The sequence below is a fragment of the Kordiimonas sp. genome (assembly GCF_048264555.1).
Classification (GTDB): Bacteria; Pseudomonadota; Alphaproteobacteria; order Sphingomonadales; family Kordiimonadaceae; genus Kordiimonas.
Window position 1 is genome coordinate 532,004 of record NZ_JBLXCX010000001.1, and the last position, 24,331, is coordinate 556,334.

Consider the following 24,331-nt stretch of genomic DNA (forward strand, 5'->3'; position numbering starts at 1 on the left):
CCAAAAAAAGCGGCTTCCAATATAAAAAGGCCCCATAAAAGGGGCCTTTTTATGGCTGTTGCCGCATGAGTGCCGCTTACCGTGGTATTCAGACCATTAAGGTGGGCATGCAATGGCGACCACGTATGGAAGCCTCACTATCCATTGCTTCTGATAATTTATGGGTTGCGCCCAAAATTGTCAAGCTGTCTTGTTCTGCTCGCAGAATGGGCCAAGGCGGTACATAGTACTCGTATAAGTTTGAGTGCAACATAGGTCAACCAAATATGAGGCCGACTACTGCCTGTCTAACCGCTTATAGTACCTACGCTGGTTGGTGACAGGATCAGTCATGCAGAAACAATCGGCTAGTGCGTCCACGCTTTGAAGAATGCCTAGCAAAGCATAGGCGTTGAAAGGGTTGCCTGCACCTGTCTCATAGTGACTGACATAATTCGCCATGATTGACGGCATGTGATGGTTCTGGAGATCGGTGATTTGTTGGGGTGAGAGAACGCAACGCCCTGCAGCCTGATAGAGCGAAACGGCTGCCGTGATCGCGTCTATGTAGGTGGACAATGTGCGCTTGTCACCACGTGTGGCGTAGTCTGGCGGCACCGGAATTTCCAAACGAGAAATGATCTGGCCGAGCTTATATTCAAGATATTGGCGTACAATCGGCTCGCCAGCATCAACTTGTCCAGCATTAAGGTATTGTTGCGCCTGCGCTTTCAGGCGATCAGCCTGTTGTGCGGCGATCATTAGTCGACCGCGAGGCGGCATGCCTTGCAGCTTCTGGTGATTCCACTCCTTTGTGCCGTTAAGCCGGTCGAAATACTTCTCAAGGCTGGTATCATGGCTAAGGATAATAAATTGAAGCCCGCCGGGCAGCCCATTCGGAGCTCCAAAGCGTAGTTTCGTACGAATCGTATCCATCAGGCTGAACTGATGTCCGGCGTCGAAACTTGAAGTCACATCGTCCAGCACCATGAAGCGTGGCACGCCTTGGTGCCGCGTAGCCGCAGCCATGAAAATGGAAGCTGCAACAGCGTTGCGGTAGCTTTCTGACAGGAGCGCCCGTGCGCTTTGGTTTTGGAGGCCGAAGAAATCGGCTAGTTTCAAGTCCACCTGCTCGGTATTTTGCGCGCGGTTCAAGGTAGGCTGAACATCGGGACCACCGCGCACCAGATTCCCGAAAAGGTCCTGACAACTGGCTTGAATATCTGTGATACGCACATTGGCGAGCGCACCTTCCGCAGTTGCAAACTGTTGGGCCATATTCGTGATAAACGTCTTCCAACGGTTAAGCTTTGCCAGCTTCGTCCGCTTCGCTGCCAGTGCTGGAAGGGTTCTCTCGTATTCCTTCATCTCGTCGCGAAATTGCTTCGCCTGCCCGAGAGTACGGGTGACGGCAACGAGCGAGGGCGGCAAATTGGCTTGTAGCGTCGCGATTTCGACATTGACCGCCGCAAGCACCTCAACCCGTTTCGCTTCGAGCGCCTTTAGGGACTCTTGAGCCTTTTCCAAATCTGCCGTAGCAACGGACGACTGACGTGCAGCCAACGTCAAGATCGACGCAATACGGTCAGCATCCGCAATGTTGAGACGCGCTTGCTCTTCAAGCTGGCGGAGCTTGCTAATGCACCCCGAGCTCTGCACCTGCTGCTTCAGCTCGGTATCAAACTGTTCCGCCTCATCATAGAGGGCGATCTTCGCTTTCAGTTGATCTTGAAGCGACACCTCGCCTGCGTTTTCGCACACTGGGCAGACCTTTGGGTTATGCCAGTCCGCGCTGTTCACGACTGCGAGAGCACTTTTCAGCAGCGCATGCAGACTGGCGGCACCGACTTTGCGCATCGCTTCATCGCGCGCCTTCGCTGCCGCTACCAGCGACTCAATCTCAGAAATTTCCGCCGCCGAGACCTGCAAAGCGTCGAGGGCAGTTACGGCGTTGTTGAGGGTGTCGAGAGACTTCCGTGCCGCACCACCTTCTTCTTGATCGACAATTTTTTCAGCGGCGTCAAAGTCGAGGTCCATCACTGAGGTGCTAGCGAGCAACGGCGCGAAGAGAGCGATGCCTGCCAATCCCGCAGTCACCTGCGCTTTCAACGCGACGGTATCCGTCATCTGGCCACTCGCCAGGCCTGTTACTTCCTGATGTGCGGCGAGAATGCGCTGTTCAATGGCCCTTAATGCTCGGTTTTCGGTAGTGACTTCGGTGTCGAGCGTAGACAATCCAAGATCACTGTTGATGTTCCGGGTGTTCTTGGCTCCATCGAGCGCCTGCCTGAGCTGGGAATACCGGCTCATGCCAACCAACGAGGCGAAGGAGCGCCCACGCTCCAGCGCCGAGCAGTCCACGAGGGATGCGAACCGAGGGTAATCTATCAGCACAAAATCCTCGCAAAGATCGGCGAGGAAGCTGTCTGGATCGGCATGGCCGGAAGGCGATGTCACAACCCTGCCGCCCGCTGCCGTCCGGGTGACGGTGATTGACACATCGGGTGTGCCATCATCGCTCTTAAAAACAAGGGCGACTGTCGCTTGTTGTGCTGGATGGAACTTGTTGACGATGTAGCTGCCGCCCTGTTCGGCGTCCTGCATTCCCTCCAAGCGAGGAACTGTGTCATGCAAGGCGAAATGTAACGCTTCGAAAATCGAACTTTTGCCGACACCATTGGGGGCGTGGACGGAATTGACAGCATCATGCTTGAATTTCAGCACGAGCGGGTCGCCATCGTTATTGATGCCACGAAATCCCTCAATCGCGGCGGACGCGAGAAAATACCGGCTCATGCCTCAGGTCCTTCTGGCAAGTCATCGAGCGCAGCTAGGACAGCTCGGTTAAACTCCTGAACGGCCTGACGGATACGAGTCGCGTCGCCGTCGCGCGCCAGCAGCGCCAGATTGTCGAAAAGGATGCGCGCACAGTCCGCATCAATCCGCTCCGCTTCCGCCCGAAAGCGAGTAAGGTTATCCGAGAATGATAATGTTGGATCGAAGTTCATACTTCCCTCCGTTACAGCGATGTCACAGATACGCGGGCAGCTTTGCCCTCCATTCACTCATGAGGATCAAGGTGCCTTCAACGCTTTCGCCGCTATTGACCAGTTCCAATTCTCCAACCGGCGTTGCGTCGTCCCACTGGAAATGATCCGACAGGAATGAAAGTGCCTCGCGCTTGTAAGCTGTATCGAGATTGTCTAGCTGATCGCCCTTGGTCTCCAGAACTGTGATACGCTTTCCTTCGCCTTCCCGCTGCACGGCAAAGATGAAATCCGGGTAGATTTTCGCCTTTTTCCATCCCTGAATGCCGTATTGCGTCCGCGCGACGTTACGGTGCCACCAGGCCAGTGTTTTTTCGCCGTCGAGATAGACAGCTACGTCCTGCTCGTCATTATTCAGCTCGCTTTCATAGACCGGTGCGAACAGACTCTTTTCTAGGGCGCCGCCCGCGCGGTTCAGAAGCTGGCGCGCATTTTCAGGTTCGGTTGTTTCGACGCTGAAGGGCATCCGCCAATTGCGACCGTCGAGCCGCAACCGGAACTGAATGTGCCCTGCCGCAACTTCAGCCTTGAACAGAGCCTCCGCGCGCGCCGTGCGCGCGGCTTCAAGGCCCTTGCGAAGCTCTTCCACAATCAGGCTGGCCGATGCGCCGAGTTTGGCGTCATCGAAGCCTCGCGCCCGCAATGCCGCCAACATCGCGCCCACAATCTCTCGTCCGACAAAGGGGTTGGGCACAATGTCCGAGATCATCCTGACAGCATGTGCCGGTTCGAAGGCCAATAGTTCTGAGTTAGCTGCGACTGTTTCCCCAACGAACAGCTCATCGCCATCTTCGGTAAGTCTGATCCTTTGAAGCTGACTTTCTGCCGCTTGCGCGTTTTCTGGAATCCGAGCCGCAATGTCCTGCGGATCGAAACCACGCCAATCCAGCGCAGAGAGCACGTCCGTCTCATAGTCAAGCTCTCGCACGTCGCCATGGTCGACCATCATTACCTTGGGAAGGTAAATTTCCGTGGAAGCAAATGCCGTGCGCCGCTCTATTGAGCGAGCTACCTTGCCGGCGCTGCTCGTGTCATCCTGCTTCACATGCAGAACCAGATCGCCAAGGCCGTCCTGTTCGAGGCCGTCTTTGATCGCACCGACGACTGAAGCGGTATCGGCGTGGTGCGTGATGACGTGGCATTCGTCGAGTGCTTCGACGTTCGTCTTGATCGCGCCAGGTTGTCGAAGAATCCGGCCAACAAGCTGCGTCATGGCCTTAAGGTTTGCGCTTGCTGCAAGGCTACAGAGTACATAGGCGAACGGGCAATCCCAGCCTTCTTGCAGCGCTTGCTTGGTGATGATCGCGCGCACCCGGTTTGTGGGCGACAATAGGTCCTGATTTTCCGGGTCGTTGAGGTCATTTTGCTGCGCTGTCTTGATGGCGATTTCGGCTTGATCGAAACCCGCTGTCAGTAGCCAGTCTTTTACATCTTCGGCATGAATATGGCCGCTTTCGCGCTGATCTGCGCCCGTGCGTTCAACCTGTATCAGCATGATCGGGCGAATATAGCGGCCCGTATCGGCGTTCAGTTTTCTGGCTTCAGCGTCTAGCGCGTTGAGCTTGCTAAGTGCCGCATTCAGCGTCGCCTTCCAGTCATTGCCCTGCCGGGGGTCGAGATTAAGCGGCATCTTGATCATGCCTTCACGGTCCAACTCACGCCCTGTCACCTCCACCAACACATTGGCATAGCGGCCTTCGCGCGGGTTGCGACCGCCACGCGGCTGCACATCCTGCGGTGTTGCCGTCAGTTCCAACACGAAACAGGGGTTGAATCCGTATAGCGTGCTGAAGGCAAGATCGGAAACAGCCCTGTGGCCCTCGTCCATCACGACGACAGGGCGAATAATCCGAAGGGCATTGCCCAGGGAATCCTTCACCATTGGGAACAAGCCGGTGTAGGCGGAGAGGTTCGGGGTGCGGTCGATTGCGGCCTGATGCAATTGCTGTTCACCCTCAGGCGGGAAGAAGCCATGCACATCGCCGCGATCTTGAAACATCTTCAACGAATCCTGCGTTTCACGGTTCGCAGATTGCAGCATTAGCAGCATGATGCAGAGATTTGTTTCCACATCTCGCGCATCCAGCCGGTCAGTTTTCTCCATAATCTTCACGCGTCCAGCCGCCGCGCGGTCGAGCGCTTGGCGGTAGGGGTGCTGGCGATCCCTCAGATGCTTCAGCGTCTGGGTATAGATCGCCTCGTTCGGCACGATCCATAGAACGAAACCCGTATTTCGGTCGAGGTAGCGACCCATCACGCGCGACACAGCGGATACGGCGAGCCATGTTTTGCCGCCGCCGGTCGGTACCTTCAGCACGGCATTGGGGACAGGCCGGTCGCAGCCATCCATGCGGGGCGAGAACGGAATGGCGGAGCGAGAAGCGGGCAGTTTCCCTGCCGCTTTCAAGGCTTCCCATGCCTCCTTAGCAAAATCTGGAATGACGAGACCAAGGTCTGGGTCCCGCGCAGCCAGCGCGGCCACCTTGTCAGCACGCGCTTTCTTTTCCTTCACGAGGTCCAGATAAGCGTCGAGCGTCGATAGCACGCGGTCTTGATAGTCGAGCTGGCGAAACACGGCGTCAGCTCCGATCTATGCGGTAAAGTGCGAAGGGAAGCGGCACGAATTCTACAGGAATATTCTGCTCAGCCAGCATCTTCTGGCTCACGAACCGCGCCGGAGCGAACACGAGGTGACGCTTGTCTGAGTCGGACGCGGCGAACGCTTTGGCGCGCGCTAGCGTCAACGCCGCATCCGGCGATTTCAGCCAGTCAAGATCAGGCTTGTAGATCAGCCAAACGTGCTGGCCTTCCGTGGCGCCGAGGTAGAAATCGTCCTCCCGCACCGTGGCGGGGTCAAGCGCATGATTGGTCGCCATGTGGAACAGCGCCGCCCCGAGGCCTGAATAGGACGGCAGGGTTTCACCGCTGAGCACCTTATCCAGTTCAACGGGATCGCCAAGCGTGCAGTAAGTGAAGGTACCGCCAAGCCCTTCGGCGCGCTCCGCCACCGTTTTCTCGCCGGTGACAATTAACTCACCATCTTTCACTTCCTTCTTGATGCGGTCGTATTCATGGCCATGCAGGTTCTCGATAGCCTCGACTTTGTGTACCAAATCACTGCTATTGCTGAGCGTGCGCCAGTTCAATCGTTCTCGCAACATCTCAGTGCGCTGTGTGCCTTGAAAATCATAACCTTTGATGACACGACGAACGCGCTCAGCCGTCAGGCTGTCGGCATAGTCCTCCATCTCGACAAGGATGAAGCGGCGGTTGCCACCGTCGCGCTTGTTGGATTCAAGAACGGCGTGTGCCGTAGTTCCCGATCCAGCAAAACTGTCCAAGAAAATAGCATCGGGGTTGCCGGATAGTTCAACAACTCGCTGTACCAACCTTTTGGGTTTTGGGGTCAAAAAGATATCACTTCCCTCTTCGGAGAAGATAGAAAGGATTTCCTTTTTCGCCTCTTGGGTATGACCAACTTCCGACCAGTGCCAAATGGTTTGAGGAACCCTGCCTTCTCTTACTTCAGAAAGAAAAATCTTGGGAGCTGGAACATTGTTTCCATCTTCACCCCACCAAATCCTTCTATCGGCGTGTAACTCCCAAAGCTTTTCTTCAGAAACGCGCCAGTACGATCCAGGAGGGGGTCCTGAAATAAGCCTGCCACCAGGGCAGGTAATGGAATAGGTTCCTTTACTATAATAATTTCGCGCCGCTAAGTTATTGGGGCGCCACCTACCGCGCGAATCATTATCAAGATTCTTATAGACCTCATCCTGTTCTTCAGTCCTGCGAAGAAGATTAGGTTTCCACTCATTAATGTTCTTTGCATAAATGAGGACATAATCATGATCTGAAGAGAAATACTGGACCGTTGCCTTTGGGGCATAATTTTTGTGCCAGATAACGGTATCAACAAAATTTCCTTCCCCAAATATCTCATCCAGCAACATGCGGGCTCGTTGAACTTCATTCTCGTCCAATGTCACCCACAAAACACCAGACTTTGCCAAAAGTTCGTGCAACAACTTCAGCCTAGGCCACATCATGGCGCACCATTTGTCGTGGCGCAGGCCGTCCTCGATTCCGATAGGGTTAGCTTCCAGCCATTCCCGAACCATCGGCGCATTGACGTTATCGTTATAGCACCAGCCTTCGTTGCCAGTGTTATAGGGCGGGTCGATAAAAATGCAGTCCACCTTGCCCGCATAAAGCGGCAAGAGCGCTTTGAGGGCATGCAGGTTGTCGCCTTGGATGACAAGATTGCCATCAAGCGCTATCGGCCCAATCCCCTTTTCGGCATCGGGAACAAGCGGTCGAAATGGTACCGCTAAATGGTGGTTGTAGACGAATTCCTTGCCTTTGAAACTGATCTCAGTCATCGCGCTCCCTGCCCCTGATTTTTATGTTTTGCAGTTGGGCTGTGAATATGCAGCACCGGTTGCATCGCACTATGCCAACCTGCCGCCCTCATTGAAAGTTTTTTGATTTCATGCACGGCATGGAGACCATATGGACTCCATGTGGAAGTCCGGCTGCGCTTGTCATGCCATGCTACCCGTTGACCGAATCGATCAGCTATCGGAGGTCAACATGACACGCATCATCTATTCCTATCCCGAACTCGCCGAAGCCACGTCGCTAAGCACCCGAACACTCAGACGCATGGTGGATCGGGGAGAGCTTGCGGCGCCGGTCATCATCACCGAGAACCGGGTCGGTTTTCTCGCCTCGGATGTGGAGGAATTTATCAGCAACTTGAAGAAAAGGGTCTATTGATGCAGCCCTTTTCCACGCCTGAAATTCCCCTTCACACATTTGCCTTCTGGTTGACATGCCCGGTTGCGGACCTGTCAACCAAGTCTGTCAACCGGCTTTGTCAGCCGAATAACAGAGGTGAGGGGGCCGCCCTCTTCAAAATTTGGCTTGCTGGACGCCACCAAATTTCAAATTCACCCCACGCAACCTCCTGCTGGACGCCCGGTTTCTTGGGTAAGGGGCTGTCGCCCCTCTTTCAGCCAGTTTCGTTCTGGACGAACGAGCCTCAGCCGAAATTCACCCGCCGCGCGTCGTGCTGCGCTCGACCAACGATGTTGCAAACGTCGGAAAAACCGACATGGGGCCCTGACCCATGCCGCTCTTTCCTTGGTGCAACGCACCGGGCTGGACGCCCGCTTTCAACATCGTTGGTCGAGCCCAGCCCCAGAGGGCTGGATCGACGCGCGGCGGGCGGCCGCGATATGGCCGCTGGGGCAGCCATATCTCTGCAACTGGCTGGGGCCATTTGCCTCGCCCTGGGTGCCCGCTTGGGGCGGGCATTTTTCATGCTGGCTGAACGCCAACCTGAAAAACCGGACCGGCCATTCTGACGCTGGGGCGCCCGAACCGCCTCAATCAGGTTGGGACCTGATTGTCCGTCCGTTTCCTCCGGCCTTGTGGCCTGCGCGCGCTAGGGCGCTTGCCTTCCCCCCTTCTTCATTCGGAGATCATCATGTTCTACCAACTTCAAGACCTCATAGACCGCGCCATCAGCGTTTACGGCAACACCTATCTGGAACCCTTCCTACAGCTTTCTGATACAGCAACGTTTGCGCTCATAGCGGCTCTGACAGCCTTCCTGGTCGCAACCTTGCGTATGTCCAAGCTGTTGCCCGGCAAGTCTGTCGTCTGGGCAAAGGCCATACGCTATTGCTTCGGGCACCTGTTGTTCGGCGGGGCGATGCTCGCGCTGTTCACATTTACAGCTATGTTTTCTGTCGCCCATGCCCAGTTGGCAGAATGGAACCCACAGTTCTGGGCATATGCCTTTCGCACACTGGAGGCCAAATCTGATGTGTTTCTCTATTCCAGTCTGGCCGGTTTGATGCTTGGCACCATGGCATGGTTCTGGATCGGCAGACGGCTGGAGCCCAAGTTGCAACAGTTTGTCGACCGCCGCACCCATCAGGCACATGAAGGCCTGATAGACGTGCGTCAGATAAATAGCCATTTGCCTACGGTTTTGAGCTTCAAACCAGAGACCTTCTTCCAAAAGGCTGGCAAGCAGAATGCGCTCTTCCTGGGAATGGACGAGAATAAGAAGACCGCCCTGATTCCTCGCGCGGCATACGTGAAATCGAACATTCAGCTCGTTGCGCCTCCTGGGCGTGGCAAAGGTGTGTGCGCGGGTGTCGTACTGTCCCAATGTATCCAAAATTTCGACGATGCCGTTGTCGTCATGGACCCGAAGAACGATGAATGGGCACCAAGTGTTCTTGCCCATGCATGTAGGCTTGCCGGTCGGCCCTTTCAGCTTCTGGACTTGCGACAAGGTATGCCTCCCCAATTCAATCCGCTCCAAGGCACATCGAGCCATGAACTTTATGAGTTGCTGGTGGCATCGTTTGGGCTGGGGCGTAAGGGTACGGAGGCCGACTATTACCGGCTTGGAGACCGGCGGATTGCCCGGCGACTGTCAGACACCGCTGAGGAGGGAGACACATTCGTCAGCCTCTATTTCAAGGCAAAAGAGTTGGCCGGGGATGACGGCGACGGTTTCCTGAAACAGTTTGAGGAACTGGCTTCCTTGTCCTGCGCCACCACCAAGCACGGCTTTGAGCTTGAAACGGTCATTAAGAACGGCGGCTGCGTCTACGTGATCGGCAGTATGCGCGATGAAACGGTCATGCAGATGCAACGGCTGGTTTTCGTGCGCATTTTACAGCTCATCGAGGCCCGGAGGCGTGGCGGGCGTCACGTCAGCATCTTTGCCGATGAATGGAAATATCTGGTTTCCGCACCAGTCATCAATGCGCTTGGCACCGTGCGGGACAAAGGGTGCAACATCTTGATCGCACACCAGAGCCTGGGCGACCTGCGCCAAGTCGGTCAAGATCTGGACCCAGAGGCGGCGGCCAATAACGTGATAGATAATACACCCCTGAAATGGATCTACCGGCCTTCATCCTTCGACGTTGCCGAATGGGCCAGCAAGCAAGCCGGGAACATCGTCGTCCAGCAAAAAAGCAGGCTGACCCGTCTCAATGATGAAGGCGCCGAGATCGCGGATTTCGACACGGTAACCCGCGATACGCTTCAGCCCAAATATGACACCAATATCCTTCTGAACCTGCCAGAAGCATGTGCCCTTTGTGTTGGGGCCGGTCCCGCCCGGCTGGCTTTTGCAAGGCCGATACTCGTCAACAGAGTAGAGCCGACCTTATTCGTGGCCGAGCCTGCTCCGGGCCTCACCGAGGCTGGCACTCTCACCGATGACCCTTGGGGTGCGGCATGACACTGCTTCCACCAAATGCCGCTATGGAGCGTGCGCAGGATAAACAACGCAGCCTTCTTCGTTTCCTACGCGACAACAAATGGACGACGCAAGAAAACGTACAATGGTTACTGGGACTACGGTCCCGGCAAGCCGCCCACAAAACGCTGGCACGCCTGGAATCGACCGGCCTGGTCAAAAGGCATCGAATTGATGGCCTGGTCGGTGCCCCGCTGACAATTTGGGGAATAACAGTGCATGGGGTGATGGTTTCTTTCGGGGACGGCGAACCGATTTCCGATGTGCGCGCGTTCGAGCCTTCCAAACTGTCATTGGTACAAATACAGCATCACTTGGGCCTGCAACAAGTTCAAATTCGGATGGCTGCTGCCGGTTGGCATGGATGGCGCCGGGAAGCCGTCAGAAGCAAGAACGGCATTGTTCCTGACGCCATTGTTACACACCCTAACGGCTGGCCAGTGGCGATAGAATATGAGCGGTCTCTAAAGTCCCTCCGTCGCTATCAGGAAATTCTTGTTGGACATCTGGTTGCCCGCAAGCGCGGCCAATATCGAGACATCTACTATTTAACGCCTGATGAGCGCTTCAGGGACCGGCTATTGCGGATGTTTGCCGCGATCAAAACAGTTCGGCATCAAGGAGAAACAGTCAAGATTACACAAGAACTATTGGCTCCCTTCCGCTTTTTCCACCTTGCGTCCCCGTTCGAGCATTTCGAACGCTAGGCTCATTGTGACAGAAATTAAACTCGCCAAATTTGCGCGTGTGCCACCAGGCGCGGCAATGGACAAGTCTTTGTCGAAGGCAGCTCTAAAGGTACTCATTGCGCTGTGTGGCCACGCTGACAGCAACGATCTTTGCCGCCCAACACAGGCTCGGCTTGCACAGGTTTCTAATTTGAGCCGCCAGCATGTGAACAGAGCGCTTCAGGAACTTTGCGGGCGCGGCTGGATAATTCTGGCAGGGCAGCGACGGGGGCGGGGGAAATGGCCATCCAACGTCTATAAAGTCAACTTCTCCAATCCCATTGATGGGCAGGAGGCAAGGCTTACGTGTCACCCCATGGGTGACACAGAATATGTAACCTCTGAGGTGACATTGTCCCGTCGCCCCATAGGCGACACCAACAAATCAATTAATCAAAAAGAAAAAGAACAAAGGAAAAAACCGAATTACCGCCCGAATCCATATCAGACATTAATTCGCACCCTGGAACGGAACGGCTTGAGCGGAGGTGACTTGCTATCCGTTGTTGCAGCAATATCCCCGCCAGCATATGCGGTGTATTCAGAAAAAATTGCTCATGGAGAAGATCCCGAACAAGCTATTTTAGCGCTGTTGAATAACTCTTGAGAGAAACGTCTTGCGAAATATGATGCGCAAGAATTTTGGGGGCATTCAGCTTCCCAGTCACTATTGATTCAATCGAGGATTTCAGCCTTTTCTCACGCCATTTTTCCATTCTTATAGGATCAGTAGCGAGGTCAAAATCGGCTAGCGCTATTGAAAACGGTGTGTCCTTACCCTCTTTAAGCCAATCGTTGGTTATGCCAGAAATTTCTTTATCAAAAAGCTCAGTCAATATACGGCCTTGAGTGTCCGTCACCTTACGTCGCTTGCAGGTGTCAATCATCGCCAGGAATATTGCCAGGCCCAATCGATTATTGATCGTATCTTTTATGGCGCCCTGAGATAGCGCCGCTTTGAAGTACCGCCGTACTGCCGCTACGTCGCGGCACAACAAGAGAGCGCGAATTATTTGAGACGTTTGATGGTCAAATTTCTCAATGGGCTCATAATTTTGAACACACTCTTTCATGGAATCCGGAAGTAGGAAAAAATCCTTTTTCTCTATGACTGGGTGTGTCGCATTGCCCGCCTCAGAACGCTCATCAATTGCCGTATTCGAATCAATGGCCTGGTCATCTGAGGTGCTGTTTGCTTGTTTATCACTTAAGTCAAAAAATACCTTCCTCGCTCGAAATTCTTTGTAAGACCGTCCAACCAGTAATGGAAATGGGTCTTCAAAGATAAACAACAGCCTACGCACTGAACGCCAATGGTCTGCAGGGATGACTTTTGTATGATGCCCTGAACCATCCCAATCATAGCGGGTCTCGATGCCACCAACTGCGGCAAAAGAATCAACAAGTTCAATCAGAGCCTTAACGATCTCGGGATTCTTTGAGCTGCTCACAATGAGGGCAGGCAACTTTGAATTTGCGTAATGAAATCTTTCGGCTTTCCGGTCTACCCAGAATGCAAAGACGAGCATTGCGCCCGCAATTCCATAGCCAATCGGGATTCTCGCCACGCCTTCAAACAGCAGCCTGTAAACTACTGGAAAATCGGTTTGATTGAAAAATTCTAGCTGGAACGGAAACGTAAGCCCAACAACTAAACTTAACAGCAGGGCCACCCACAATCCCATGTTTTCATAGAATACGCGCCGATATGGTTCAAAGAATGAGGCTCTTCGAAGTCTTCTTAAATGTTTCGCTGAGATAAGCTCTGCAGGACTGTTCAAACCCTGCCTGTGCAGCAACTCATTTCTGTAGTCAAAGAATGACATTCGCTTACAGCGATCATTTTTTTCAACCACCCAAATCCCCCATTTTGCGCTTCCAGTGCGCTATTTTTTCAGGAATGGGAGAAAAGCGTCAAGACGCTTATTGAAAATATCTATATTTTTCAGTAAGATAATGGCGCACCCGAAGGGATTCGAACCCCTGGCCTCTGCCTTCGGAGAAACATGTATCATTTGAAAAGACCAGATTTCTGTATGTAAAGGCTATAAATCGCGGGAACAAAAATAGTACATAATATATATCTTAAATTAGATTTCACAGAATTTCTGCGTATCCGTCATTTGATGGTCAGCATAGGGTAGTGATCAACCTAAAGTGTCGAGGTTATCAAGCTTCTAGATTTTGGCCTCAAATTGGTCACTGTATTTACATGAAAATTGCCGTATTTGAGGTCCATATATATGGTCACATTGTCACTAACTGGCTTGCAGTAAGACTTTTTTAATGCAATATGAGCTAAGTTGTGTATAATGAAATTAGCGTAACCCACTGATTGAAAAGTATTTTTTTGAATTCACGATTCGAATCAACAGCTTAGATGGTTACAGCTAAGTAAGCACGGGGAAGCGATATGACTGATCTAGAAGCGGTAAAAAGGGCCTGTGGCCACGACGACTCTAGCAATCAAAGCGACACAGAGTATGATTTTCCCGATTTTGTAAAACGCGATTGGGAAGTGTCTCAGGAAGCAAAAGAACATATGGATTCTGTAGCTGAGCAACAGAGGGTAGCTGAACAGAAGAGCGGTGAGTGGCGCTTCGGGTAAACACAACATTATTGACACGGACATCAAATTCGTAGAAAGCGGTCTTATAGTTAAGGCCGCTTTTTTGTTAGGTAGACATTGATGTCAAATCATAGTTTTAAAATACTTAGTGAAGCCACAACAGTAGAAGAGCTAACGAAAGAGCTTTCCGGTAGTGACATGCCGTTTGAGGTTATTAGGAATACAGCAGCTCAGATCTTAAATTCTGGAGCTAGATTTTTAATACTTGAAAAAAGTTACTTAGATAGAGATTTTTCTGACCTCTATTCGAACTACTATTCACGCCTATTTCAACAGTTTCCCAGAGCGTGTAAGCGATATCATTTCTTTAAGAGGGACCTTACAGACATACTGAGCCGAGGCGATAGTGCCGAAATTATACAAAGCTTGGAAGACACCTCCTCAGCAGGAGACTACATAGGTTTTGTGGTGATTAGGCCCACATTGCATGCTCCTCTTGCGCGAGCTGTACTTAAAATGGCTCCAGGTGCCAACGATGCTGTGGCGCATGTCCTAGTAAAAAGTGGCTACAAAGCGCACCTATTTGGTGCAGAACTTGAAATCGAAGGCATACCATTAACACAACAAGATTCCCGTGTGGGCGCATGTGCTCAAGCTTCAATTTGGATGGCTGCACGGCACTTTACCGAAAAGCATGGCAACGTTTGGGCCTCAATGGCTGACATTACTCGCCATGCAACCAAACAAGCGGATTTAACCACCTCCAATCAGTTACCCGCAGGAGCAAGCTTCCTTAATGGTAACAATATGATACGCGCCATTTCTGCTATTGACCGAAAACCGCTGTCATATACGGCCACCCCAGTACGCGACCCTGCAACAAATACGCTTACATATACCTGGTCATCGCTTGCACCCACTCACGCTGTAATAAATCGATACGTAGATTCCGGTATACCGGTCATTTTAGGGTTTGGAAGCTGGACAGGAGGTAGCGTTGGACATGCGGTATTAGCTGTCGGACATGTACAGAGTAGAATCTCTGAGATGGATTTTCAAAAATCAAATATTGAAAAACCTACACGATCTATTTTTTGTTCTCATTTCTTGATAAATGACGATCAACGCGGTGCTTATCGCTATGTACCTATAGCAGAATCAACCACCCCTGAACTGGAAACACCATTTAATTTAAAAGACCATCTTCAATATATAATCGTACCACTGCCTGATAAGGTTTTTCTGACTGGGGAAGAAGCCGAAACCATTGCTTGGGATACCCTCGAGAATTACTATCTTCCAATGCACAATGATTACGCGGCAAAGGTAGGATTTGGCCCGCTTGCTGAAATTGGGACAGAAATAGCTGGTCGATACAACGACGTCATCGCTCGCACTTACCTTACCTATGGGTGGAAGTATAAAAAGCGGCTTCTTTGCGGCGACACAACAGCAAAGGTAAAAGCAGAAATACTAGATATGCGTCTTCCCAAGTACGTCTGGGTAACCGAGTTTGGCTTTTTCCAAGACCTTAATCATCTAAATGGTGATGAAAGAAGCATCTTTGGACATTTCGTCGCAGATGCGACCACAAGCCGTAATAACCCCTGTAGATTGTTTTTCCATGCGCCTGGCTTTATGGCCATCTGGCAGCAAAATCAGACTGGCCATACTTCTCAGTTTGACCGGGAACTATTCATTCTCGACAGTCATACAAATTACCGCCCAAAAATCAGAGGGCAATAAGTCTAGTTCTCCAAAGCTTGAACGGCGACCATTAGATAGTCTGGACTATGGTGGCCGTAAACTTGCTCGATCATCTTTTCGCTGTCTCCCAGCATACGAGCAACGTTAGCCGTTGGTACTCCCGCTTGCACCAACCACGTTGCGCAAGTCCGGCGAAGGTCGTGGATGGTGCAGTGGTCTATACCACTTCTTTTAAGTGTTTTACCCCAGGATGTTTTTACGTCCTTACAAGGTAGGCCGTTGAACTCGATCACATTATTGGTCACTGCAAGCTCTCGAGCTTCTTCCAGTATTTCCTGTAACGTCTTTGTCGTGGGTACGATCGCGCGGCGTTTGTTGTTATCGGGCCGACCAGGCAGATTATAATTGATCAGTTTGAAATCATCACTCACCCGATCCCATGTAAGGTCAAGAATAGCGCCTTTTCGCGCACCAGTATAAACCGCCAGCATCAAAAACAGCTTCATATGCCGGCTAGTGGCCGCATCCATTAGCTTGGCCACCTCCTCTTTCGAAAGCCACCGGCTTTTGGGACGCGGTCTTGGCGGCACTTCAAGGTGTGGCGCCTTGTCGAGCACGTTTTCGCGTACCGCAAGTGCGAGCGCCGCCCGAAGAGTTTTCAACTGCTTGATTATCGTACCGTCGGAAAGACCATCGTTACGCCGATCGGCGATATACCGGCGCACCACGTCCTTTGTGACGAAACGCGGCTGATAGTGGCCTAACTCTTCACGGACCTTTTTGGTGTGGTATTGGAGAGTATCGTGGGAAGCAACCCGCCCTTTCCTATCTTCGAGGTATCTGTCCAGGATAACGGAAATGATGAACTGGTGTTCAGAAGGGCGGGCTTGATGGGCTTCAAATTGAACAAGCCGTTCTTTGGCTACGCCCTTGTCTCGAGTGCGCGTTGAAAGCTCTCGGCTCCGTCCGTTGTCCGGGTCAGCATAGTGGATATACCACCTTCCATTGTCGTGTTTAACGAGCTTTGCCATTGTTCGTTTAGGTACTCTTCAATCAGTTGTTTGGGAAAGCGGATAGAAGAACCAATCTTGATATGAGGTAATTTTCCTTCCCTCACTTGATTGTAGATATGGACGGTTGAGCATCCGAGTTCTTCTGCGAGCGATTTAACCGTGTGATGTTTTGCTGGTTGAGCCATAGGTAGTATCCTTATCTGCAACGTAAGATGTCATAAGGATAATTACATAATAGAATATTTCAATGATGATTTATTCTATTATGTTCAGTAAAAATTCATGCTACGCACTACTCGGCCTATAACCCGGGTGTTTTGGTCGGGAAAAATGGTATCATGCTGACCGCTTATGCTCTCAGGCTCAAAGCGGATAGGATTAGCTCGATATAGCTTTATCGAAACCCCTTCACCATTCGAGATTACATAATATTTTCGGTCGTGTAGGTCAGTCTCGGTATAGTCAACCACCACCACAGAGCCTTCCTTGAAGACCCTATCCATTGAATTACCGCGAACTTTTAGGCCGAAAATATTGTTGTGCTTATAGTCAACATGAACAGTTTCATCAGCCTCCCCGGTGGGTATGGCGTTCATACCATCCGAAAACTTACCTGCCTGAACATAATCGATTACTGGTATCTCTTTGATATTGGGCTGAACCTTATCGAAACATACACCGTCGGCCAGCAACGCTCCCTGCGGCACACCCAGGACAGGAGCGATTTTAGCCAACCAAACGTCGGATAGCCGAGCTGTGCCAGTTTCAAGCTTGTTGATCTGACCCTGAGTGCAGCCGACTGCTGAGGCAAGATCAGCTTGCCTCCACCCTTTCGCTTCACGGATTTCTTTAATCCTGTTCTCCATAAATCGACTGTTATTCCAAAAAAGAACACTGTCACTGTATAATTCAGAATATTTCACAGCGAAAATCCATTTGACAAATTCCATAATGGAATATTACCATCACACATTCCTCGCTGAAATCGAAGGCCGGGCGTGAAGCTGTGAGAGGTGGGGCGCCCGGTTCCGAGGAATAAAGGAAACAGGCTGCAAGATAGGACCGCCACCATGAACAAGCCGTTAGACAGCGATTCACCTCTAGTTAATCTAGTAGACAGTTGCGAAATCGCCCCTAAAGTTGTCTGTACACCAGCGCAATTGGGGGGAAACAATGACGGAAACGGAATCTGCACTAGCAGACGTGGTTCGGAAGACTATAGAGGACCGATCACAAAGGTATTTAGAACTTGCAAGCAAGACGATGGAACGAGCCAAACCTTATTTGGACGAGGTCGAAAGAAGCCTGTTCAAAATAAATGCGGGCGGCATCGTCACAACGCTCGCTCTGATTGGACAAGCACTAAGCAAAGACGAGACATTGGCCGCTTGGCTAATACTGCCCGCCTTTGGCTTTACCGTATCGCTTTTGGCTTCCGTTCTAATCTACTTTCTCCGCTTCACAGAACATATGAATCAGCACAATCAGCTTGTGGCCTTTGTAAAAACCTTACCAGAGCAGCCTACTGCGGAGCCAAGCATAACCTCGAACTTGTCTCCTTCTATTCAGAAGTCGTTTGTGATTTCAGGGTTAGGCTTCTGTCTGAGTGTTCTCGCACTTGTGACGATCTTTGTCCTGTATGCCGTACCTGTCTGCACTCTCTGGTAAGAGATGGTTGGTTTGATAGGGCTGTAAAGCTCGGTGGAACGAACGATCCTGAAGTTATTGCGGCAGTAGCCGATCTGGAAAGTGGCGACCTATGAGCGCCACCTTTTCTCATGCCCAATTTAGTTTTGCACGCGCGCCTATCGTTAAGCCTGTCGCGGTGCAAGTGGCCGGGCGCTCTCACACCCCCATAACGTCCGGCCACCCCTTTTCCCTGGCCCCGTCCGCTCAGAACCCGCGCCCTGCGGGTTGTGACCGTATGGGATTGGAAACTCCATACGGCGGTGACGAAGCAAGGGCGGCTGATAGTGTGGGCCTATTCCCCGCTATTGGCCGTTCTTCTCAATCTCAACCCCTTGCTTTTGAACCGTTCTAGTTTCCCCAAGCCGCGCGTGGGCGCGGCGCGGAGCAAAGCAAACCCTTGATACAGAGAGGAATAGAACAATGGCTGATGGATTTTTTGAAGCGACAGACCTCGAGCGCACTGGCGGTGTAGTGAAGAAAGGCCTAGTGGGCGAGCTATACACTCGGACCGAAGACCTGCGGGTTGAGATTGAGCCGGAACATGATGGCGTTGACTTCTTCCGTGCGGAAGATGTGAACGACCGCAGCCCCTCACACACCGTTCGCGTGCTGTCCCGCACCGGACGTTTTATTTTCGCTGGCCGTGCCTGGACAAAAAACGAAGGCAAAGGCCCCAAACTCAGCGTTAATATGACTGACCCACGGCTACAATTTAACGTGTGGATGGAAGAAAACTCAGGGGCCTGGCGTGTAACTGGTGGTGGCTTCTCATAATGGTCCGCGCGACCTCACAGTTGCACCAATGCCCAACCTGTGACCGCGTTATTCGCGGTCCAGGTTTCTTTCGTCATGTGGGCGCATGCTTGAAGCAACTAGACCTAGTATACCAGGCAACACATGCACCGGTGAACCGCTACACCATTTCTAACGGTGTGCTCTATCATGCGTCTGGCCGAGATACAGGGGTGCGCGTATAATGGTAAACACCGACTTACATGAAGCCCAAACGGGTCTGAAAGTGGGCTTTCCAATCTTTGCTGTCCATCTTCACCCATTCGCTGTTGAAGATAAGGCTATTTGTTTTTCCAATAATCAAAGAGTAAATTTCCTCTCTGATTTCCGTGAAGTGACGAGAATATACATCGATATAGGCTTCGTCCTCGATGCAGTCAAAGGCCCTGCCAACGTCTTCTTCCAAGTAGCCCAGCTTAATTTTCAAGGCACTGAAATAAAGGCTGGAGACAGGAGCCAATACCGGCAAGCATTTTTCGACCGTTGCCAGCCTAGCTCTGAACAACTCAAAATCAAAAGGTTCTGCGGGACGCCCTCTAACTCCTCTGAAGTGATAGGCGCTAGGAAGGCTAGCCTGCAAACTCCCGAGAGCCTTATGAAGTTTGGTAAGCCTTTCCTGCTTTTGTGTGTCGCTTATGTACCGAATTATTTCCAGTCGGCGTTGGTTCCTATAGTTCACTTCCAATTGGTGGCGAACCATCAATGCTGCCACAACAGCCGCTGTCAACGTAGCGCTAGCGGTAATAAAATATCCACCGTAAGCATAAACCCCTTCCGGAAGAAACGTCAGGACCACAGCGGTGCCTATATTCGACCCCGCAATAAAACCAAGAAACACAAAAACCTGATCTCTAGACAGTGTCATTCTAGCCCCCTGAAGCCTGTTTTTCTCAATGTATGCGGGAGTTTCGCCCCATGCAATTGAGTAAAGTCGATCGTGATCAGATACGAGAAACCATCAACGCATATGTTGCCAGCCGCAAAACGGTTGAAGATTACGCAAAGGAATGGAAGCCCAGGCAGCCCGACCAATGGGCGCTCAAGGCCCCGCCAGTGATTGACCAGGCAACACTTGAGGAAGCTCAAACCGGCCGCCAGCTTTCACCAGAGCAGTTTGAAAAAGCCTGCAAAGACCGGCGCACCCTTGCGCTGCAATCGGAAGGTATCGCCGCCCGCCTTAAGCGCGCGGGCGTGAACGTCTATCAGGATAGCGTTGCTGTCTTGGGTTTGTTCTCAGAGAATTTTGAGGAAAAGACCCAATACAAGAACACTAATTTCATTCCCGAAGTACAAGCCAGGAACACCCATGACATGCTTAAGTCGGTGCAATACTGGCTTGATGTAACGGATAACCAGAAAACCCGCATGTGGGTGTTTTCCGCCGGTTGGGTGCCGCTCTATGAATACCGGGAAGCGCACCAGAAGCTAACGCGCTGGATCAGCAAGTTTTCAAAGCATGACTTGCTCAAGGCCACACAGATTGAGTTTGTTTATTACTCAATCGAAGGCACGATCAAAAAGGAAGCCGGGCAAACCTATGTGAACCTGCACGCCCATGTGCTCCTTAAGGCTGACCGTTACTTGGGAAAAGAAAACTGGAATATCCTGGTTGAGAATGTGCGTGCGCGAGCACCTAAAGGCTATCTGCACGATAGCCCGATCAAGAAGGCCGCGGAAGTGGTCAAATACTGTTTTAAGCCTGGCGAGTTCAATCTTTTGAACGATGACCAGCTTGCCTTCTTCTATACCGCTACTAAAGGCTTGCGCTTCTACACCCCGCTTGGGTCCCTGCGTGACTTCCGCGCCCAGCTCAAAGAGAGCAAATACAAGCTGAAACATATCGAGACAGACAGCGGCCCACAGTGGCGGCTTATCAAGTCTCGAGAGCGCGGCAGACTGGAAGATATCGAAGAAGACAAGAAAGACGACGACATAGGCGGCAGCAAAGGCAGCATGCCTAACGTTATATGTGGCATCACAGCACCCGCGCCCACCTTCACCGAGGTTTATGAGCCCAGCCTGATCATTCGGAACTTTGACGGGAACATTGACGGCCTGTTGTCCCTCAATCCCTGGATTGAACAACGCATGACGGCCATCAAGAAAACAGTATCACGGCAGCAAGAGCGCCTGGCGAGGTTCGAAGAAATGAAAGCTAGGGCGCGAATGCAGGCCCGTTTCCCTTCTATCAGGGACACTACAACGATAACTGTCCCTGAAACTTTATTCGATGAGGCGGATGAGTGGCAGCCGCCACCCGATCTTGCCCCCGAGGCGGGGTGCGCCGGGTGGGCCTGAAGACAACTGACATATTAAAATGTCATAAATTACTCGAGGAATGTGCTACGGTAGTTGCGCAATGCTGTCACAAGTTTCGAAGGTCCGCACATTGACTTGGCTCGAATTTTTCTCGTCCATTGTTGCCTCTCTAGCCTGGCCATTAGCCATCATTGTGGCTCTTGTCATTTTCAAAGATCCAATTTTGCAGGCCATACCACGCCTGCAACGTATAAGGTATAAGGAGCTAGTGGCCGAATTTAACAAGGGGCTTGATAAAATCGAGAGGCAAGCAGAAGCTGCAGGGTTAAAACAGGTTGAGCACACGGAAGACATCGAAGATTTCGAGGAGCATCTTCAGCAGATTGCCCAGGTCTCTACGAATGCTGCTATCGTTGAGGCTTTCCGGCAAATCGAAAAGGCAGCAAAAGCACTCATTAAAGCCAATGGAAGTAGGGTAGATTACAAAGTTGCAGCTCCATATAGAATGATTGAGCGTCTTCTGCGCGAATACAGTTTGTTGGACACACGGGAAGTCAAAATTTTTCACGACCTCCGCATACTCCGCAATAAGATCACTCACAGCGAAAACTTTGAATCAACTGCGTCACAAGCTAACGAATATATCGAGCTCGCTTCCCGTCTGATAAGTAAGCTTGAAAAAGAAGCAGCTAAAATATCGACACCCAATTCTTCCAACCAGTGATGACAAACCGAAGGAGCGAGACACTGCGACTTGGCCAAGACGCTAAGCTTGGTTGCCATTAGAAGTCTGCGAAGAAACTCACTTTCCATTTCATTACAAATAACGTAATATTCGCCTGCATTGCTTTTGATTTTCAGCGAGGAAACTGGAAATTGAAAGGAAACAAATGCACGAGCATGATATCAACGTTCAGACCTTCCTCGGCCCGGTTTCTGCCCAGGTGGATCATAAGCCGCTCAACAGCGACGAACTCGAGGTGAGAATTCACCTCAAAAAACTCCCCAAAATATTCTCTGGCTTTATTCCGGCACAGTTCAAACGCGCACCGATTGTAAAAGTGCTCAAGCGTGCTTTTGTGCGCTCGTGGGGTGAAAAGCTTATTCGCTGGTCCAATGAACCAGTGGAAAGGCGGGATGATGCTTAAAGGAAGCCTGATTATCCCCTTGCCACCTGGCTTTATGGGCGAAGACTATAACGGTGCTAGTAAGCACGCGGCAGGGCTTTATCCCTGCCTTGATGATGCGTGCGGTGAATATGTGCTGATCAAGATCAACAATCGCGGCAAGCCTTACGGCACTTGCTCGGCTAAAGAGATCACCATTTGCGGCTGCAATGGCCGCGCAGAAGGCAGCCAGGCGGCTATCCCGCCACAGACGCTTGAAGCCTATCAGCAACGCCTTGAGGAAGTGACGGCGGTGTTCCCTATGTCGCAGACCTACCGAAGCTATCTGGAGCGCGCCTGGCAAAAATTTAACGAGGGGAGCGAGCATGAGCAATCAAGCCTTAGCCCTTCTGAGCACTAAGCGCCCGCAATTGCCGCCACCTGCCCCCCAGGTGAAAGCACAAGCAAGCACAAGCGCTTATGAGCGCTCACCAGTGCAAACAGAGCCGCCGGAAAGCGCTTCGAGCACTCAGAGCACAGCACACCCGAGCACAAATACCGCTCTCGAGCGCTTGATTGTGGGGCGAGCGCCGGACCCGTCCGCCATTATCCCGCCGGAGCCTGATCCGCCGGTTGTGGCAAACGACAATGAGCCGATCTTCAAGCTTCTCAAGCTCGACAGTGCGAATGATGGCCCAAGCGTCTCTCGCTACGTGGATATTGACCAGGCAACGGGCGTTGTGACGGCTGGTGTGACCAGTGAAGAAAGCTTCATTGAATTTTGGGCGGTTGAAGCCTGGGAAACCGCCTCAAACATCGGGACGCTTTTCGGCAAAGACTTGTCCGCGATTGAGACGGAGGAGGATGAGATTGACCAGGGCCGAAGGGCTGCGAAGCATCTTTATAAACTCGCTCATAAATACCCACGCCTTTTAGGATGGATGCTCAAGGAAAGCACTATTGACGGTGGTGACGTGCTGGTGTGCCTGGCCTTCTTTGGCGGCAAGGGTACAGCACTCGCGAGTGCTTATAGCGAGGGTAAAAAGCACAGAAAGCGCAAATCAAAAGACAAGATCATTGATGGAGAGGCGGTGCGCCTTGATGACTAACTATTGGCGGGCGGGCCTGTTTGGCCGCTCTAAATCCGGTAAATCGACCCTGATGGACCGGATGATCAGAAACCACAACCGCGCCATCGTCTTTGATGCCATTGATGAACGGGCAGCCAATGCGGCGCGTGAAGGGCTCGTTGAGGTTACTCATATTGGCGAGCTGCAAGAACGGGTGCGGGATAGCTATCTTGACGGCTTCCGCTTCTGGTTTCATCCGCACTATGAAGTTGACCTGGTGCAAAGCTTGTCGGACCTCTCAAAGTTCATGCTGGATATCCAAACTCAGTTTGGTGACCATTATGGCACCGACAAACGCCCTTCGCTTTTGCTCGCAGTTGATGAAATGGCCGATTGTTACCCCAACCACACCATGAAGAAGGGGCAAGACGCCTTTTCCAACATGTGCCGGATGGGCAGGCATAAGGGCATTCATTTGATCGGCGCGTCTCAGCGTCCGGCGGAAGTCTCAACCAAGTTCCGGGGCCAGCTCGAGCGGCGGTTTCTGTTTAACCTCACGGAACCGGCGGACCTTCGCGCCATAACGGAAATGGGCGGCACCCAGGGCGCGGACCTGGCGGAAGCGGTGCGGTGTCTCAAGCCGCTCGAATATATCGACTGCCACGTCGGGGAATATCGCCACGGACGGCTCACCTTCTAGCGCTCTCGAGCACTCCCAAGCACAACCAGCACTCAGAAAAGCGCTTACGAGCGCTTTTTTTGGTGAGCACAACCAGCACTCGCCCTTGCGACAATTGCCTTCGACACGCAAACGGAGGGCCGCAAGGTGACCACTGAGTTGACACTAGAGAACATTCTTAGAGCCGCAGTTTTGGCGGTTGTTGTCTATGCACTCACGCAACCTTTTCGGCGCTTCATTGATGAACGACTGGAAAAGGAAATTGCATCGTGAGCGATGACATCAAAATGTTTCTGATCATGCTGGCCGCCGTTATCGCGGCGGGCCTGATCCTCAACTATGGCGACGATTTGCCAGTTCTCGAACAAGCCCACGAAGGCTTTGGCGGTTAACCCCCAGATA

Annotated in this window: 24 protein-coding genes; 15 read left to right on the forward strand and 9 right to left on the reverse strand. The window is 51.9% G+C overall.

The window, feature by feature from the left end; translation table 11 throughout:
- Nucleotides 1-276: 276 nt before the first annotated feature.
- Genes ACN0XZ_RS02560 through ACN0XZ_RS02575 form a run of 4 tightly spaced genes read right to left on the reverse strand, consistent with a single transcriptional unit; the run spans nt 277 to nt 7,408 of the window.
- Complete coding sequence (locus tag ACN0XZ_RS02560) at nt 277-2,775, reverse strand: AAA family ATPase (RefSeq protein ID WP_417456143.1); 2,499 nt, start codon at nt 2,773-2,775, stop codon at nt 277-279.
- The gene (locus ACN0XZ_RS02565; RefSeq protein ID WP_417456144.1) at nt 2,772-2,987 is read right to left on the reverse strand and encodes a hypothetical protein; all 216 of its coding nucleotides are present in this window, start codon (nt 2,985-2,987) and stop codon (nt 2,772-2,774) included. Before ACN0XZ_RS02565 ends, ACN0XZ_RS02560 begins: the two co-directional genes overlap by 4 nt.
- Nucleotides 2,988-3,009: 22 nt before the next feature.
- Nucleotides 3,010-5,601 (reverse strand): DEAD/DEAH box helicase, encoded by a 2,592-nt coding sequence (locus ACN0XZ_RS02570; RefSeq protein WP_417456145.1) that lies wholly within the window; start codon nt 5,599-5,601, stop codon nt 3,010-3,012.
- A gap of 4 nt (nt 5,602-5,605) precedes the next feature.
- A complete protein-coding gene (locus ACN0XZ_RS02575) occupies nt 5,606-7,408 on the reverse strand; it encodes a site-specific DNA-methyltransferase (RefSeq protein WP_417456146.1) in 1,803 nt (600 codons plus the stop codon).
- 211 nt (nt 7,409-7,619) lie between these two features.
- Between ACN0XZ_RS02575 and ACN0XZ_RS02580 the strand changes: the two genes are divergently transcribed.
- The 4 genes from ACN0XZ_RS02580 to ACN0XZ_RS02595 all read left to right on the forward strand — a co-directional run bounded on the left by ACN0XZ_RS02580 (nt 7,620) and on the right by ACN0XZ_RS02595 (nt 11,652).
- Nucleotides 7,620-7,805, forward strand: a complete 186-nt coding sequence (locus ACN0XZ_RS02580; protein WP_417456147.1) for a helix-turn-helix transcriptional regulator — start codon at nt 7,620-7,622, stop codon at nt 7,803-7,805.
- Nucleotides 7,806-8,517: 712 nt separating this feature from the next.
- Nucleotides 8,518-10,299 (forward strand): type IV secretory system conjugative DNA transfer family protein, encoded by a 1,782-nt coding sequence (locus ACN0XZ_RS02585; RefSeq protein WP_417456148.1) that lies wholly within the window; start codon nt 8,518-8,520, stop codon nt 10,297-10,299.
- Entirely contained in the window at nt 10,296-11,024 is a 729-nt protein-coding gene (gene mobC / locus ACN0XZ_RS02590) for a MobC family replication-relaxation protein (RefSeq protein WP_417456149.1), read from the forward strand. The genes ACN0XZ_RS02585 and mobC overlap by 4 nt, the downstream gene beginning before the upstream one ends.
- 58 nt (nt 11,025-11,082) lie before the next feature.
- Entirely contained in the window at nt 11,083-11,652 is a 570-nt protein-coding gene (locus tag ACN0XZ_RS02595) for a helix-turn-helix domain-containing protein (RefSeq protein WP_417456150.1), read from the forward strand.
- On the opposite strand, the gene ACN0XZ_RS02600 is transcribed toward ACN0XZ_RS02595, so the two are convergent.
- The gene (locus ACN0XZ_RS02600; RefSeq protein WP_417456151.1) at nt 11,624-12,901 is read right to left on the reverse strand and encodes a hypothetical protein; all 1,278 of its coding nucleotides are present in this window, start codon (nt 12,899-12,901) and stop codon (nt 11,624-11,626) included. The two genes, ACN0XZ_RS02595 and ACN0XZ_RS02600, sit on opposite strands and share 29 nt — an antisense overlap.
- Nucleotides 12,902-13,458: 557 nt before the next feature.
- On the opposite strand from ACN0XZ_RS02600, the gene ACN0XZ_RS02605 reads away from it, so the two are divergent.
- Both ACN0XZ_RS02605 and ACN0XZ_RS02610 read left to right on the forward strand, forming a co-directional pair.
- On the forward strand, nt 13,459-13,653 hold the full coding sequence (locus ACN0XZ_RS02605) for a hypothetical protein (RefSeq protein WP_417456152.1): 195 nt from the start codon (nt 13,459-13,461) through the stop codon (nt 13,651-13,653).
- An 81-nt stretch (nt 13,654-13,734) separates the two neighbouring features.
- Complete coding sequence (locus ACN0XZ_RS02610; RefSeq protein ID WP_417456153.1) at nt 13,735-15,360, forward strand: hypothetical protein; 1,626 nt, start codon at nt 13,735-13,737, stop codon at nt 15,358-15,360.
- A 2-nt stretch (nt 15,361-15,362) separates the two neighbouring features.
- Here ACN0XZ_RS02610 and ACN0XZ_RS02615 read toward each other — a convergent pair whose 3' ends face one another.
- The 3 genes from ACN0XZ_RS02615 to ACN0XZ_RS02625 form a co-directional block, all read right to left on the reverse strand.
- Complete coding sequence (locus ACN0XZ_RS02615) at nt 15,363-16,352, reverse strand: tyrosine-type recombinase/integrase (protein ID WP_417456154.1); 990 nt, start codon at nt 16,350-16,352, stop codon at nt 15,363-15,365.
- Nucleotides 16,244-16,519: a helix-turn-helix domain-containing protein gene (locus ACN0XZ_RS02620; RefSeq protein WP_417456155.1), complete on the reverse strand. Its 276-nt coding sequence runs from the start codon at nt 16,517-16,519 to the stop codon at nt 16,244-16,246. The genes ACN0XZ_RS02615 and ACN0XZ_RS02620 overlap by 109 nt, the downstream gene beginning before the upstream one ends.
- An 84-nt stretch (nt 16,520-16,603) precedes the next feature.
- Nucleotides 16,604-17,284, reverse strand: coding sequence for an XRE family transcriptional regulator (locus ACN0XZ_RS02625; protein WP_417456156.1), 681 nt, complete (start codon nt 17,282-17,284; stop codon nt 16,604-16,606).
- Nucleotides 17,285-17,507: 223 nt separating this feature from the next.
- Between ACN0XZ_RS02625 and ACN0XZ_RS02630 the strand changes: the two genes are divergently transcribed.
- Both ACN0XZ_RS02630 and ACN0XZ_RS02635 read left to right on the forward strand, forming a co-directional pair.
- Nucleotides 17,508-18,002, forward strand: coding sequence for a hypothetical protein (locus tag ACN0XZ_RS02630; protein ID WP_417456157.1), 495 nt, complete (start codon nt 17,508-17,510; stop codon nt 18,000-18,002).
- Between the two features lie 441 nt (nt 18,003-18,443).
- Nucleotides 18,444-18,797 carry a hypothetical protein gene (locus ACN0XZ_RS02635; RefSeq protein WP_417456158.1) on the forward strand — a complete coding sequence of 118 codons (354 nt, stop codon included), beginning with the start codon at nt 18,444-18,446 and terminating at the stop codon, nt 18,795-18,797.
- A 217-nt stretch (nt 18,798-19,014) separates the two neighbouring features.
- On the opposite strand, the gene ACN0XZ_RS02640 is transcribed toward ACN0XZ_RS02635, so the two are convergent.
- Entirely contained in the window at nt 19,015-19,680 is a 666-nt protein-coding gene (locus ACN0XZ_RS02640; protein ID WP_417456159.1) for a hypothetical protein, read from the reverse strand.
- Between the two features lie 50 nt (nt 19,681-19,730).
- On the opposite strand from ACN0XZ_RS02640, the gene ACN0XZ_RS02645 reads away from it, so the two are divergent.
- From ACN0XZ_RS02645 to ACN0XZ_RS02675, 7 genes are all read left to right on the forward strand, one after another.
- A complete protein-coding gene (locus tag ACN0XZ_RS02645; RefSeq protein WP_417456160.1) occupies nt 19,731-21,113 on the forward strand; it encodes a hypothetical protein in 1,383 nt (460 codons plus the stop codon).
- 61 nt (nt 21,114-21,174) lie between these two features.
- Entirely contained in the window at nt 21,175-21,798 is a 624-nt protein-coding gene (locus ACN0XZ_RS02650) for a hypothetical protein (protein ID WP_417456161.1), read from the forward strand.
- A 166-nt stretch (nt 21,799-21,964) separates the two neighbouring features.
- Nucleotides 21,965-22,222, forward strand: a complete 258-nt coding sequence (locus ACN0XZ_RS02655) for a hypothetical protein (RefSeq protein ID WP_417456162.1) — start codon at nt 21,965-21,967, stop codon at nt 22,220-22,222.
- A complete protein-coding gene (locus ACN0XZ_RS02660; RefSeq protein WP_417456163.1) occupies nt 22,212-22,601 on the forward strand; it encodes a hypothetical protein in 390 nt (129 codons plus the stop codon). The genes ACN0XZ_RS02655 and ACN0XZ_RS02660 overlap by 11 nt, the downstream gene beginning before the upstream one ends.
- A complete protein-coding gene (locus tag ACN0XZ_RS02665) occupies nt 22,567-23,289 on the forward strand; it encodes a hypothetical protein (protein ID WP_417456164.1) in 723 nt (240 codons plus the stop codon). Before ACN0XZ_RS02660 ends, ACN0XZ_RS02665 begins: the two co-directional genes overlap by 35 nt.
- Nucleotides 23,282-23,950 carry a hypothetical protein gene (locus tag ACN0XZ_RS02670; RefSeq protein WP_417456165.1) on the forward strand — a complete coding sequence of 223 codons (669 nt, stop codon included), beginning with the start codon at nt 23,282-23,284 and terminating at the stop codon, nt 23,948-23,950. Before ACN0XZ_RS02665 ends, ACN0XZ_RS02670 begins: the two co-directional genes overlap by 8 nt.
- A 248-nt stretch (nt 23,951-24,198) precedes the next feature.
- The gene (locus ACN0XZ_RS02675; protein WP_417456166.1) at nt 24,199-24,321 is read left to right on the forward strand and encodes a hypothetical protein; all 123 of its coding nucleotides are present in this window, start codon (nt 24,199-24,201) and stop codon (nt 24,319-24,321) included.
- Nucleotides 24,322-24,331: the final 10 nt, after the last annotated feature.